This is a genomic window from Pseudoalteromonas sp. M8, assembly GCF_018141365.1.
Classification (GTDB): domain Bacteria; phylum Pseudomonadota; class Gammaproteobacteria; order Enterobacterales; family Alteromonadaceae; genus Pseudoalteromonas.
On sequence record NZ_CP047240.1, the window covers coordinates 4,193,985 to 4,208,434 of the forward strand.

A 14,450-nucleotide genomic window follows, 5' to 3' on the forward strand; every position below is an offset into this window, starting at 1 on the left:
TGGGTTAATGGCTTTGTTAGTACGACGATTCAAAGCCGCCTCATCCATATTCACCCAATCATTTTGCTAACGTATGTTCCCCATTAGGGCTGCCCTTCAGCCCTCTGATTTTTTCTAATACATCGGGTGAGTATACAGCTCATAATCAGTGCAGGGACTGTAATTAAAATGACATAAGGTGTTACCAAGATAAGAACTGCCAAGTTTGATTCCGAAAAGTATATAATCCAAACATACATACTAAAAATCAGCATAATACTGCCGTACAAGTAGTTTCTTACTATTTCACGAATCAACCTTATACCTTTAAAACTCAACATCAATTTGGAAAAAGCAAGTGGAGTTGACTTTGCGACTAGGTCCACCATTAATAAGTACAAAAAAGATGACAATGAAAAGTACGTACCATTATAGGCTAAATTGACAAATTCTAAAAGTGGCAAGCTAACGAAAAGAAATAGAAAAGTTAATATATTGTCATGATTAAATTTATCATTCATAAATTTATTTCTTTTTGAATCCTAACAACATAACTATAATTATTTTTAACGTAGTTCTTAATTTTTTCATACTTTTTATTCTGCATCGACTTTACCGAGTACCACTCCAAAATATTGATACCAAACTCAGACTTTGGAGCACCGAAAACGGTTACAGCCTTTTTAAATTCCTCTACATCAGTCTCACCTTGTAAATAATAGAAACTAAAATTCTTACCATAAAGATATAAACCACTTAGGGAATCTAATTTATTTTTTGACAAGCGAGAGATAAGCCATTTATTTTCTGACAAATAACCAGCAACTCTAGTTATGTTAAACAATTGTTTTTGCTCTTTCCAAGACCCATTTCTATGTAGAAAATAGAACTCATTAACACTTATCCCATTCCTTGAATAGTATGCATGCTCTTGATCATTAACATAACCATACAACTCTTCAGAAGGGACTCTCTTAAAATCATCTAAGAATACTGACGGCTTATCATCTATATTATCTATTGAAAAAAGATAACTTACATAATCTTGATAAATAGGCTGACCTTGAAATAACTTTAACGAACCATCTAAGTCAAGACCTTTTATTTTTTCTTTAAGCTCACCAAACCCTACTGCACCTATAAACTTTGCCTTTGTAAAGTCTACATCTTGATACCTACACCTATTATAAAAGTTATAATGTTTATAATTATCAAAAGCTAACTTTATCTTTTTCAATCTATCTTTTCGTTGCAATTCCTTTCTATTAAAAACCTCGCCATAAACGCGCAAATCTATAAAATCAGAAATCACCAACCTTTCACTTATACTATAGCCATCCAAGTTAATCATATCCCCTCGCAAGGAATTTGAACTGGCATCAACATTTAATTCATCTTGCAACTTTTTTATTAATTCAAACCTCTTCTTCGACAACAAGTAATTGGTCAAAGAAAAACTTCTCCCTGAGATGTATATTAACAACTCATGCTTATTACCATCATAGTGTTTTTTCAATAAATCTATAAATGCTTCATCACCTTTATTCTCCAGCAAGATAGTAAGAGATGATTTTGAAACTCGATAACCTAAAGCAGCCAAACTTTCTACATAATCATCACCAACATCATAAATCAAGGCTAATTCTAGAGTATTAAAGTCCCACCCAGTTACAATATTGTGGTGACTAGCTTCCCCTGATATTACCTTTACCACAGCATCAACAACTAAAGATTTTGTGATCTCAACTTCATCTGACTCAATATCAATATCGTTGAACCAATCCCTTTCGTAATAAACATAGGGCCTCTCAACATTTCCACCAAACCCATCAAAATAAAAGTAATTACAATTAGAAGAAAAGGAGAATGGTGAAAAAAATAAACCTATTAAAAAAATATTTTTTGATAAGTGATTCATTTTCTCGTTCCTAGATAGCCCCAAAAATAGGGCCGTGAGTTAGCTTTTAAAATATTTGTGAATTATAGGTTTGAAAATTTGTAAATTATCGTGCCATTCATAACATGCAGATTCTTCTTGGACCGAGTTATAATAGGACTTCCCAAAACCCTTTACTCCTCTAGCAAAAAGCGTCGCTGTTTTATTACATCTATAATTAAACTCTATACCTTTTTTTCCCTTCGCAGACTTTTCCCATTTTACTTTACATGTCGCAGCCATATCTGCGTGAAATTGATCGTCACAATTCTTTTGTCCTGAATCAAGAGTAGAGTAACACTTATCATGGCCGTTGCAGCTATCTCTAAAAACTCCATCCCAGCTATTAAGTATATCAATAGAACCTATTTCTGAGCTACAACCGTCGACTGATATTGTTGGTTTTAACAATGGATCACAAGAGTCTGGTTTTTGATCTGCATAATTACCACAGAGCCATATAACCTCAGCATCAAATGCTCTTGCTTCTTTTTCTCTTTGCTCAGAGCTAGAGTTATCGTACCCATAACGATCACCCAAAGTTTCAAATGTACGACTTAAATTACTAACAGAATGCCGAAATCGGCTCTTCGGAATAGCAACGCCATTTACTTGTATCCTCTCAATAGCATACGCACTTTTAAAGCCGACTGATAGCGAGTTACTATTTGATAGTTCGTAAGCATCGATATCAACATTTAATAAAACAGCCCCCCATCAGACTAAAGATCAAACTCTTTTTTATATTCATTTCATTCCTTTTATTAACTTTTCATGTAACTTATTGTGGTAATTGAAAATATGCTTTGAAATTATAACGTTACCGACTCTTCCAAATATTGGCAAGACTTCAACAACACCTTTTTTCTTAAGGTTAATATAAAAATCATCTTTTACTCCCTCTACACTTTCTATAAAAACCCCTTTATCAACCAGAACATTAAATAAGTTATAAAACCTTTCTTCATCCGTCACCCTATAATCTCGCACCACATTAAAAACCAAGGATTCCTTTTCATTGTTAAAGTAATTGGTCAACTCCTTTCCCATTTCTAATAGTGTTCTTAACTCTGGAGAGTTAGCAAAACTCTCATAGGATGAAAGAGATTTAAAATATAGTTCGTTGTACATTTCTTCAGTTTTCTTTGAAAGATGAAGTCTAGGACAATATAAGCTATACTTTTCTTCGACTAAGCTTAGAAATAAAGAGCGAGCGGTCCTTCCATTCGCGTCAATAAATGGGTGTATAGCTACAACTCTAAAATATAAAAAAAGGTTGCAAGTTAAATTATTTCCAACTCTTTCCTTGTTAAATTTTTTTATCGTATCGTTAATTAAACTTTTAATTTTACTGGGTGCAGGTGGTATATAAATTTTATCATTTTCACTCCTACCAACCCATGACTTATGAGTCCTATAGCCTGGAAGCTCTAAACTGAGGCTTTTATTAATTAAATAAATATCACTTTCCTCAAGCTCCCTTTCCCTCAAACCAAAATCAATAGTTTTATAGAACTTCCCTCTCAATCTCAATATATTTTCAATTTTTATTTTTTAATGAATAACTATAATAATCATGTAAAACCAACTCCATTGGTAGTATATTTTTTAATTGTCTAACACAGAAACTCGAAGATACATATCTGTAAATAAAGTTCTTATAATTATGATCGATCTTGCGTAGACCTAGTTGCATTAAATACCACCATTTTGTAATTACTTTACTGCTAAAGGACCCAATAAAGGTACATCATCATGCTTTTAACATATGTCAATTATAATTTATTTTTTGAGTTATTACTCAAGTAACACTTGGATCTAGCTTTGCTCCCCCCAAACAACTAACATTTAATTAACTTTATAATGTAATTAGAACAGAATACTGATGGATTGATAGGAAAAGACTTATAGTAGGAATACCAACGCCACAATTAAGTAATAATCCACTCAAAAGTTGAGTGGATTGTTCAAACTCAAGAACTCACAACGTAAACTTAGACAGCAGCGCTTCTTGTTCATGGGCGTTTTTAGCGAGTTCTTCGCTGGCGCTGTATTGTTTGTCAGAAAAGCTGCCGACTTCGACACTAATATCGTTGATATGTATTGTATTTTTATTGATTTCTTCAATCACCACACTTTGCTCTTCTATGGCTGTTGCGATTTGAATATTGCGATCCATAAGCTCTTTTACTGCCTCTGAGATTTCTTCTAGCATATGTGTCGCTTGCTCGGTTTGTGACACACATTGCTGGGTTTTATCTCTGCTACTTCCCATAGATTGCTGAACTTGAATGGACGAAGCTTGGATCTGGTCGATCATGGATTTAATTTCGGTGGTGGATTCCTGTGTTTTTGATGCTAGAGAACGCACTTCATCGGCCACAACCGCAAAACCACGACCTTGCTCTCCGGCACGTGCGGCTTCAATTGCAGCATTAAGTGCCAGTAGATTGGTTTGTTCAGCAATGCCATTGATGACCGAAAGAATATTCTCAATATTTTGGCTGTATTCTGCAAGTTGCGTACTCAACTCGTACGATGCAGTAATATCGTCAGCCAAAGCATTAATTTGGCTTCGCGCTTTAAAGAATATTTCTTGCCCTTCGGAGGTCTTTTCATTTACAGAGGTGATAGAGCTTGCGGCTTGCTGCGCGTTACCTGCGATTTCGGTCGAGGTAGTACTCATTTCATTCATCGCGGTAGCGAGGTTTTCAATTAGGCTAACTTGTTGATCAAGTTTCTGTGAAGAATGCGTCGACAGCTCTTTGGCGGCATCACTGCTTATCACCACGTCGTCTGCACGTTCTTTTACATTACTTACTAACCCATGCAAAAAGCCCAAGAACAAATTAAATTGTCGCGCTACCGTGCCGCACTCGTCTTCGTTAACAATTTTTAAGCGCTGAGTTAAGTCACCGCCCCCACTTGCCATGCCGGTGATTGCAGATTCCAAATCCCGTAATGGTTGGAGTAAGTGAATTGCTAACGTCCGTACGCAGAATACTCCAATAGCCACGGCTAAAATAGCAATGATCAGGGAGTTTATTGTAATTTCAGTCAGTGTTTTGTAGGCTTTTGATTTATCGATTAATACCGCCAAATACCAGTCCGTACCAAAGGTGTTATCAAGCGAATGTAAGTAAAACAACCTTTTGCCTTCTTTGGTATCCACTTCTTGCAACTTATCTACGCTATCTAAGCGTAAAGCTGGATATACCTGTTGCAATTTTTTGCCGTTAAATTCGGCATGTTGATGAGAAATTACATTACCAGACTTGTCGACCAAAAAGGCATAGCCCGTGTTATCAAAGTTAACCTGATTGACACTATTAGCGATGGTTTTTAGGCTTAAATCTCCCCCAATTACCCCTTTAAAATTACCGTTCACTACAATGGGAGATACCACCGACAGCAATAATTCACCTGTCGCCGCGTCCGTATATGGACTGGTATAAACGGTTTTATTTTGGTTTTTACCAAGCTGATACCAAGCTCGCTCTCTAAAATCGACGCCCGGAGGATTTTTGCGAGCGGGGTTGTTCGACCTGAGCCCTTCCTCATTAGCCAAAGTACCAAAAGCCAGCAGAAACTCCTTTTTAAACACTGGTGTATTCAGTGCTTGTTGAAAGTTATCATCGCTAAAGTTTTGCTCTAACTGACTTTTTATCACATTAATTTGCGTTGCTTTACCAGCCAGCCAATTCTCTATGCTCACAGCCAGCAATTGCGTGCTATCTGTTACATAGGCATGGGTTTTGGTTTTCACCGAATCGCTAACAAACCAGTAAGTAGAAAGCGTCGTCGTCGTGATGATCAATAAGATCACTATGGCAGAAGTCACAGAGAACTTAGTGCGGATCTTCATATTCAACAGCCTGAATAAAAAGTGCTCGAATATCAAAAGTGTTGTCTATAATTCGATTATTGGCAACTGAGCGATGTAAAAACCATGAATTTTACTTTGAGCAATTCAACCGCACTGATTGGCCTAGCCTGTTTACTGACTTCTTCAGCAACTTTGGCAACCGATCGACCTGTCACCATGGCCGACATTGAAAATCTTGAGCGGCAATTAGCTGAGCTTAAAGCTCGGTTTATGACGCAAAATAGCGAACTAAAGGCCGCAGCTCCAATGGCAAAATCAACACCACAAAGTGACCCGGTAAAACCACCTAGCGAGCCCTCAACCACGCTCAAAACCTATGCCACAATACGCCCGACATTTGGCGTAATCAATCAAGATGACGCAAGTAACTGGGATGTTCGTGACGCCTTATCCCACGCAGGGATTAAAGTAACTCATGAATTTATGCCGGGCTGGCAGGCCGAACTTCATGGTGAATGGGGCATCGATCTCGCCAATGAAGGAAATTTTGGCAAGTCACGCCGTGCTTATACTGCGCTAGGTACACCGTATGGTCGATTTGGCATTGGCAAACAAAGGCCTGCACAGTATCTGTTTATTGCCGAATACGTTGATATTTTTAATCACGCCAGCAGCCCATTTGCTTACGATCCAGAGAGTATTTTTTTCGTTGATAATTTAGTCACTTACCGCTACGAATTGGGGCCAATGACGTTTATCGCCGCAGGCCAATTTAATGGTGATAAGGGCGATAATCAAACGGATTTATTCAACACTGGGTTAAGTTACGATAACGCAGGTTTACACGCAGCGATTACTTATCAACAAAACGATGTGTACGATAACGAGCAACATATTGGCGAAAACCAACTTTGGTCTGGTGCGCTGGCTTACCAATTTACCTCCCGCTTTTACGCTGCTATGGCATATCAGGACAAAGACTATCAACGCGTGGAAGCTCTTGATTCTCGACAAGGCCACACCTTTGATCTTTCGTTGGCCTATCAACTCGCAAAACACTATAAACTCAAAACCGGATATTTTGATTTTGATGACGGTTACGGCAGTCATGATCCGCTTAATCAAAGCTTCGATGGCTACAATGTTACACTTGAGTGGCTACCAACACCGCCCCTCAGAGTGCACTTGGAGTATTTGAACAAGTCCTTCGACAACCAAATCGATATGGACTCCATCTCCATTGGCTTTAGGTACGATTACAAGCAAGAGTGGCAATTTGATTAGTTAGAATAATAATTTCTAATTTGGATTGATTTATACATCAAGTATTCAAGTGGGGGTGGTACACTCGCGCAAGGCTTAGAAGTATTCAAGTTTAAAGAGGCGGTATGAACCACGCTCCTATTTCACTCAATATTACCGCGAGCGCCAAAATCGAGAGCATTGTGGTGCTACACGGCTTGTACATGTCTGGTTTTGTGATGCGGCCGCTTAGCGCTCGCTTAGGTAAATCGGGCTACCGTATTCTCAATTTAAGCTATAACACATTAACACCAGATATTGATGAGATCTGCGCCGCTATTGATACTTTTGTTGGCGACTGTCCCGCCGCCCTCGTTTGCCACTCCATGGGGGGCTTAGTTGCAAGAGCATATTTAGAACGAGGTTCTGCCGCGAGCAAGCAAGTAAAAAAAGTGGTGACCTTGGGGACACCACATAAAGGCAGTGCCATTGCCAAGCATATGCACGACAAAGGACTGGAGCTACTGTTAAAAAACAGTGTGGAGTTTTTATTATCTAACAATCAAGATTGGCCTTTCGACGCCAAGCTTTACAGTATTGCCGGTGACTTACCCATTGGACTAATGCCACTGCTACAAAAAGGTAGCCAGTCGGATGGCACTGTGCTGTTAGAAGAAACCAAGCTCAGTGGCATGGCCGAGCACAAAGTATTTCATCTCAGCCATACCAGCTTAATATATTCCCGTGCGGTAATGGACTATATCTGCGAGCTGTTAGGGAGGCCTTAGTGCTCTGCGCTTGCAGCTACTTTGTAAGCAATCACTGCGATCAAGCCAACTAATAACGGTACTGGCGCTGCAATATAGCCAAAGGTATCTGAGTTTGCGATGCTTGCGCCAGCTAAGTGACCTACGAGCCCAACAACAAAAGCCACTAAAGCGATAACAACGACGACGAGTTCCATTTTATGTTCTGATTTTGTTTTGCCTTTCATACTCATTTCCTCCAGTAGTAGACACCGCGTTTTTTGTGTCTTGACGAAATGATTATGCGCTTATGATGCGGCGATATTTTGACCTAAATCAAGTTTAAAACCGCCAAAATACGAACGAGATTAAACACTTGTCTTAGATCAAAAACTACGCGCTCTGGTAAGGTTTTGGGAAAAGTTGGCAAGCTTTATTCCCGCCAAGTATTCATGTCACCTTGTTATTGTTGAGCGCTTTTTGGGGTTTCATCTTGTTTTTTACCACGCTCATCCCAACGTTATATTGTATTAATATTTAATATGTTTTTATTTTATTAATTGATTTTTCCGATTAAACACTTTGATTTTATTCATTGGGCAATCACCTAAGGTTGCGCCATACTGACTGTGAATCAACAAGGAGCATCGCATGACAAACATTAATTCTATCGGTTTAGACAAAGCAAAGAGCCAAGCGCTAGTAACGTCACTTAATACGCTACTAAGCAGCTACCAAATTCAATATATGAATGCCCGTGGTTTTCACTGGAATATCAAAGGTCGTGAGTTTTTTGAACTACACCTAAAATTTGAAGAAATTTATACGCTATTACTTGAGAAAGTCGATGAAATCGCAGAGCGTATTTTGACAATTGAAGGCAACCCATTGCATGCGTTTTCTGATTATTTGGAAACCAGCAAAATTCAAGAAGCAAAAGGGATCAGCAATGGTACGCAAGCACTAGAAACCCTGCTTGATGGCTACACAACGCTTATTTCTATGCAGCGTGAGATTCTAGCGCAGGCGGGCGAAGCCGAAGATGAAGGGACAGCTGCGCTAATGAGCGACTACATCAAAGAGCAAGAGAAGCTGGTGTGGATGCTTAAAGCATATTTAAACTAAGATTAAGGCTAGGGTGTACAAGTCGAGCTAAAAGCTACGACCTACAAGCGAGCCAGCTCCTACCTTGATTCTCCTCTGGTAGGAGCGAATTCACCTCGCGATCTTTTATCTCGCTGTTGTCGAGTTAGAGCTAGGGTGTACAAGTCGAGCTAAAGCTACGACCTACAAGCAGAGCCAGCTCCTACCTAGGTTTTCCTCTGGTAGGAGCGAGTTTACCTCGCGATCTTTTATCTCGCTGTTGTCGAGTTAGAGCTACGACCTACCATTCAATAAGCTGATAAAGAATGCCATTTCTAGTGCTCTTTCATGTAAGCTTTTAAATCGGCCTGAGGCACCACCGTGACCTGCTTCCAAGTCGGTTTTAAAGATCAGCACGTTATCATCCGTTTTATATTCTCTAAGCTTAGCAACCCACTTCATTGGCTCCCAATACTGCACTTGCGAGTCGTGCAGACCTGTGGTGACTAGAATATTTGGATAGGCTTTGGCTTCAATATTGTCATACGGCGAATACGCTAAAATATTCTGGTAGTCCGCTTCATTATTCGGATTACCCCATTCATCATACTCATTGGTTGTCAATGGGATTGACTCATCCAACATGGTAGTTAACACATCCAAGAAAGGCACATGGCAGCCTAACCCTAAATACAGCTCTGGAGCTTGGTTTGCAATTGCACCCATTAACAGGCCGCCTGCACTCCCGCCTGATGCAAACACTTTGTCTTTATGGCCGTAGCCCTGCTCAACCAAAGCCTTGGTAACATCAATAAAGTCGTTAAAGGTATTTTGCTTATGCGCTTTTTTGCCTTGCTCATACCATTCACGACCAAGCATCTCAGAACCTCGAATATGCGCAATCGCGTATACAAACCCTCTATCTAACAGGCTTAGAATTTGACTAGAGAAGTTAGGGTCGATAGTAATACCATAAGAACCATAGCCATACTGCAATAGTGGATTGCTACCGTCTTGATTAAACTTATCTTTTCGATACACCAAAGACACAGGGACTTTAACACCATCTCTTGCGGTTATATGCAAACGTTCAGAGTGATAATATTCAGGTTTAAAATCACCTAACACTTGCTGTTGCTTTTTCAGCGTCTTCTTACCAGTGGTTAAATCACAATCGTACACTGAGCTAGGAGTTGTCATACTCGAGTAGTGGATACGAATATTACTTGAACTTGGCTCAGGGTTATTTCCTACCGTAGCAAAATAACAAGCATCATCAAATCCAAGGTGATAGCTCTGCCCTTGATAATCATGGACAACAAAACGGATCTGCCCTTGTTCACGCTCAGTCAGCACAAAGTGACTATGGAACAGCTCCAAGCCTTCTAATAGTACATGGTCGCGATGGGCAACCAACTCTTCCCATTGCTCGACATCACCAACGGTTGCCGCTGTTGCACGCATTAAACGGAAGTTTTTAGCGTTCTTATTACTAAGGATGTAAAAGAACTCTCCCATTTTTTCAAGACCATATTCATGGCCAATTTCTCTTGGAATAAGAGTGCTAAACTCACCGCAAGGATCGTTTGCATCCAGTATTAACTGATCGCTCGTTTCCGTTGCTGCGAGATAGATATAAATAGCGCTTTCGTCACGACTTTTACCCAATCCCATATAAAATTGGCGATCTTGCTCTTCAAACACCAAAATATCATCGCTTTGTGGCGTTCCCAACACATGGCGATACACTTGGAAGCCGAGCAACGTTTGTTCGTCTTTTTTGACATAAAATACGGTTTTATTGTCGTTCGCCCAAATTACCTGACCTTCCGTGTTATACAGCACGTCTTGTAGTAGCGTATTGGTGTTTAAATCAAGAAACTTGATGGTATAAATTCGACGCCCGTCGGTATCTTCACTATAGGCAAGCAGTTGCTCGTCTGGGCTTACAGTAATATCACCGATGTCATAAAACTCGTTGCCAGCGGCTAACTGATTAATGTCTAACAGCAGTTTTTTATCCGACAAATCTTCTTGTGATGCACGATAATACTTAGCATATTCCTCATCACCACTCACTTCACTCACATACCAATAGTTGCCATCTTTTGCGGGCACTGAGCTATCGTCTTTTACGATACGACCTTTCATTTCTTCAAACAGCTGGGTTTGCAGTGCTTGGTGAGGCGCCATTTGCGCTTCACAGTAATCATTCTCTGCTTTGAGGTGTGCCAACACATCAGCATTTTTACGCTCGTCATCACGCATCCAGTAGTAGTTGTCGATACGCTCATGATTATGGTGCAGCAAGGATTTCGGCTGCTTTTTGGCTAGCGGTTTAGTTTTTTCCATCACCAAGTTGTCATCCTAAATTCGTTATTTTTCGCCAGTGTATCATGATTCAAGAGCCATACCAGCGCGCAAAGAAAAAGGCCGAGCATCACTGCGCGGCCTTTATATTATTGAGTGGAAACGAGAGTTTCTAAGCTTCTGCTTTCTCTAGTTGGTTATCGTCAGATTTAGGCTTGCGTCTGATCTTCGCTTTTAAGCGTGAACCCGCACCCTGCACATCCGTTAAGATGATATATAAGGCCGGCACTAACACCAGCGTGATAAGCGTTGCGAATAGCACTGCAAAACCAAGAGATACCGCCATCGGAATAACAAACCTTGCTTGTAGACTCGTTTCAAAGATGATTGGCATGACACCGGCAAACGTCGTGATAGAGGTTAGCGTGATTGCCCTAAAGCGCGCACAACCCGCTTCAATAACCGCCTCTTTAAGCTTAACGCCCTCGGCACGTGCTTGGTTGATATAGTCCGTCATTACCAAGGAGTCGTTGATCACAACCCCTGCAGCGGCTACTAGTCCAAACATAGACATAGTACTCATATCCAAGCCAAACACTAAGTGACCCCATAGCGCGCCAACTAAGCTAAACGGAATTACCGACATCACGATAAGCGGTTGTGCGTAACTCTTCAGCGGTACAGCCAATAGGATATAAACCATCAACATACCAGCGGCAAAGAATAAGATCTGCTCACTGGTTTGCGCTTGGCGCTCTTCCACACTACCACCTAGCTTAGTTTTGACGCCTGGGAACTGTTTTAGTAGCTCTGGTAAGATATTTTCTTCGATATTCTTAACCACGGCATCTGGCTCAATCAGCTCTTCATCGATGCTACCGTATACATATACCGTTCTAAAGCCATCTTCACGACGAATATAATTGATACCCGGCTTCTCGGTAAACTCTACGACATCGCCTAGCATCACTTCTTTACCTTTTGGCGTTGTGATGATAGTACGCTTAAGTGAAGCCAAAGCTTTACGATCTAGTTCAGGATAACGCACCATCACTTTGATCTCTTCGCCATCACGAATAACACGCTGTGCTTCGCCACCGTAGAAGCTATTGCCAACCTGAATCGCAACATCAGCAAGTTGCAAGCCAAGCTCATAAGCCACTGGCTTAAGCGCGATCTGCATTTCTTTACTCGCAGGGTCAATACTTGAGCTGATATCAAATAGTCCAGGTTGCTGCTGCAACATTGAAATAAGCTGCCTACCCGCCGCGTTGAGGGTCTCGATGTCAGAACCTAGCAAGCGATAGCCAAATTCGCCCTCACCACCACTTTGATCGCCAACACTGTCATACACGATGATTGATTTCACTGCGGTGATCTCTGGCATTGCCTCGCGCCAACGGCGTGCAAGTTCAAAAGCCGTAAATGGTCTTAGCTCTTCGTCAACTAACGTCGATAACACTGAGCCCTTAGCGCGGCTTTGGTTCCAAGAATATACATCCTTAACCATACCTTGACCGAACTCTTGGGCAATCTCTTTATCGACATTGCGCACCATTAACTCAATAGACTGCATTGCCGCAATGGTTTGCTCGTCCGAGACATTGTCGTTCATGGTAATTTCGATCTTTGGATAATCCTCTGGCACTTTCGGGAATGGAATAAAGCGCACTAAATTCGAAGTCACTAAGCTAAAGCTAAATACCAGCATCGCCACAAAAGTTAATAATACGGTCCAGCGCCAATCAACACAGCGCTGAATAAAGCGTCTGTATGGTCCGTTTACAAATGCGAAGAACTTCTTGTTAAATGCAGCACGACGACTGTTTGGACGCAGTGGTTTAATCTTAGTATGAGCAATGTGCGCTGGCAAAATCCATTTGGATTCAATCAAACTGAATACCAAGCACAGAATAATAACGCCCGAGATTGACTTAAAGAATGCACTTTCAGGACCAGATGAGAACAACATAGGTGCAAACACAGCAATGGTTGTTAATACGCCGAAGGTTGCTGGTGTTGCAACACGCTTAGCACCAATCACCACATTCTTAACGCTGTGGCCTTTGCGTTCAATTTCGGAGTAGGCGGACTCCCCTATGACAATGGCGTCATCCACCACGATCCCAAGTACCATAATAAAGGCAAATAGCGATACGATATTAATACTGATCCCAAGAGCTGGCATAAATAGGAATGCACCAAGGAAACACACCGGCAAGCCAATCATTACCCAGAGCGCTAATTTGAAGCGTAGGAAAATAGTCAGCATGATTGCGACGAGTAACGCACCCTGTAACATATTGCTCTTCATCATCTCGAGTCGAGCGTTCAGGTAGTACGTCATATCAACGATTGGTTCTAATCTTAAGCCTGCGGGTAACTTAGCATTTTTCTCTTCGATATATTTATGTACCGCTTTCGCGATTGGGATCATATTTTGGTCTTTGGTCGCTTTAACCGACAGAAATACCGCATTTTCACCATTCAAACGGAAGTAATATTCACCTTCAGTTAGCCCGTCTTTAATTTCTGCGATGTCTTGAAGATAAATTTTGGCGCCGTTATCACCGACCTTAACAGGGATGTTTCTAAACTCATTACCGCGGTACATTTGGTTTTCAACACGCACTGCAATGATGCCTGATTCAGTTCTGATTTGACCTGCTGAAATGTTGGTTGAATAACGTCTAATTGCGCTACTTACATCACTAATCGTTAGGTTGTAACGGCGCAGAGCATCTGGATCAACTTCAATACCAATCTCATAGTTTGGGGTTGAACGGTCAACCAATGAAATCGTTGGAATTTCGAGTAATTCATCTTCGATCTCTTTGGCGATTGGCTTGAGTGCATTCAACGGTAGATTACCAGCCAGTGCGACGTTCACCACGTCTTGACGAAATTCTATAAGCTGAACCTGCACAGGCTCCATGGATGCTGGGAAAGTCGCGATACTATTCACACGCGAGCGAATTTTATCTTCTACTTCCGTTAAGTCTTCATCTTTATAGATTTCAAGTTGCGCACTACCGCTACCTCTAGCGGCACGGTAAACCCCTTTTTTGATTTCTGTAACGTCTTTTAATGCTTCTTCAATTTTGATCAAAATCCCCTCTTCAATTTCTTGAGGAGACGCGCCAGGATACACAGCTGACACCGTCACATAATTGATTTCAAAGTTTGGAAACATTTGTCTTTGGATAGTCATATAACTGATAAAACCCATTATCAGTATGAAGACCATCAACAAGTTCGCCGCTACCGTATTATTCGCAAAATAAGCGATAATACCGCGCTGCGATGTTTTTTCTATATCACTCATGGT

The 14,450-nt window shown here is 40.7% G+C and carries 10 protein-coding genes; 3 read left to right on the forward strand and 7 right to left on the reverse strand.

All coding sequences use genetic code 11. The features are described from left to right. Nucleotides 1–496: 496 nt before the first annotated feature. The 4 genes from GSF13_RS23655 to GSF13_RS23670 form a co-directional block, all read right to left on the reverse strand. Nucleotides 497–1,897 carry a hypothetical protein gene (locus GSF13_RS23655; protein ID WP_174170227.1) on the reverse strand — a complete coding sequence of 467 codons (1,401 nt, stop codon included), beginning with the start codon at nt 1,895–1,897 and terminating at the stop codon, nt 497–499. A 39-nt stretch (nt 1,898–1,936) separates the two neighbouring features. Further along, nucleotides 1,937–2,455 (reverse strand): hypothetical protein, encoded by a 519-nt coding sequence (locus GSF13_RS23660; protein WP_211867302.1) that lies wholly within the window; start codon nt 2,453–2,455, stop codon nt 1,937–1,939. A 207-nt stretch (nt 2,456–2,662) separates the two neighbouring features. Continuing rightward, nucleotides 2,663–3,442 carry a Fic family protein gene (locus GSF13_RS23665; protein ID WP_211867304.1) on the reverse strand — a complete coding sequence of 260 codons (780 nt, stop codon included), beginning with the start codon at nt 3,440–3,442 and terminating at the stop codon, nt 2,663–2,665. 454 nt (nt 3,443–3,896) lie between these two features. Further along, complete coding sequence (locus tag GSF13_RS23670) at nt 3,897–5,780, reverse strand: methyl-accepting chemotaxis protein (protein ID WP_102057745.1); 1,884 nt, start codon at nt 5,778–5,780, stop codon at nt 3,897–3,899. An 84-nt stretch (nt 5,781–5,864) separates the two neighbouring features. Here GSF13_RS23670 and GSF13_RS23675 point away from each other — a divergent pair, with 84 nt between their 5' ends. Both GSF13_RS23675 and GSF13_RS23680 read left to right on the forward strand, forming a co-directional pair. Further along, a complete protein-coding gene (locus GSF13_RS23675; protein WP_211867306.1) occupies nt 5,865–7,025 on the forward strand; it encodes a porin in 1,161 nt (386 codons plus the stop codon). A 104-nt stretch (nt 7,026–7,129) separates the two neighbouring features. Then, nucleotides 7,130–7,771, forward strand: a complete 642-nt coding sequence (locus GSF13_RS23680) for an alpha/beta fold hydrolase (protein ID WP_174170220.1) — start codon at nt 7,130–7,132, stop codon at nt 7,769–7,771. Here GSF13_RS23680 and GSF13_RS23685 read toward each other — a convergent pair. Beyond that, nucleotides 7,768–7,977: a hypothetical protein gene (locus tag GSF13_RS23685; protein ID WP_010376516.1), complete on the reverse strand. Its 210-nt coding sequence runs from the start codon at nt 7,975–7,977 to the stop codon at nt 7,768–7,770. The two genes, GSF13_RS23680 and GSF13_RS23685, sit on opposite strands and share 4 nt — an antisense overlap. 403 nt (nt 7,978–8,380) lie before the next feature. On the opposite strand from GSF13_RS23685, the gene GSF13_RS23690 reads away from it, so the two are divergent. Then, nucleotides 8,381–8,854 (forward strand): Dps family protein, encoded by a 474-nt coding sequence (locus GSF13_RS23690; protein WP_010376518.1) that lies wholly within the window; start codon nt 8,381–8,383, stop codon nt 8,852–8,854. Between the two features lie 252 nt (nt 8,855–9,106). On the opposite strand, the gene GSF13_RS23695 is transcribed toward GSF13_RS23690, so the two are convergent. Both GSF13_RS23695 and GSF13_RS23700 read right to left on the reverse strand, forming a co-directional pair. Beyond that, nucleotides 9,107–11,164, reverse strand: coding sequence for a S9 family peptidase (locus GSF13_RS23695; RefSeq protein ID WP_174170219.1), 2,058 nt, complete (start codon nt 11,162–11,164; stop codon nt 9,107–9,109). A 130-nt stretch (nt 11,165–11,294) separates the two neighbouring features. Beyond that, nucleotides 11,295–14,447 (reverse strand): efflux RND transporter permease subunit, encoded by a 3,153-nt coding sequence (locus GSF13_RS23700; protein WP_174170218.1) that lies wholly within the window; start codon nt 14,445–14,447, stop codon nt 11,295–11,297. Nucleotides 14,448–14,450: the final 3 nt, after the last annotated feature.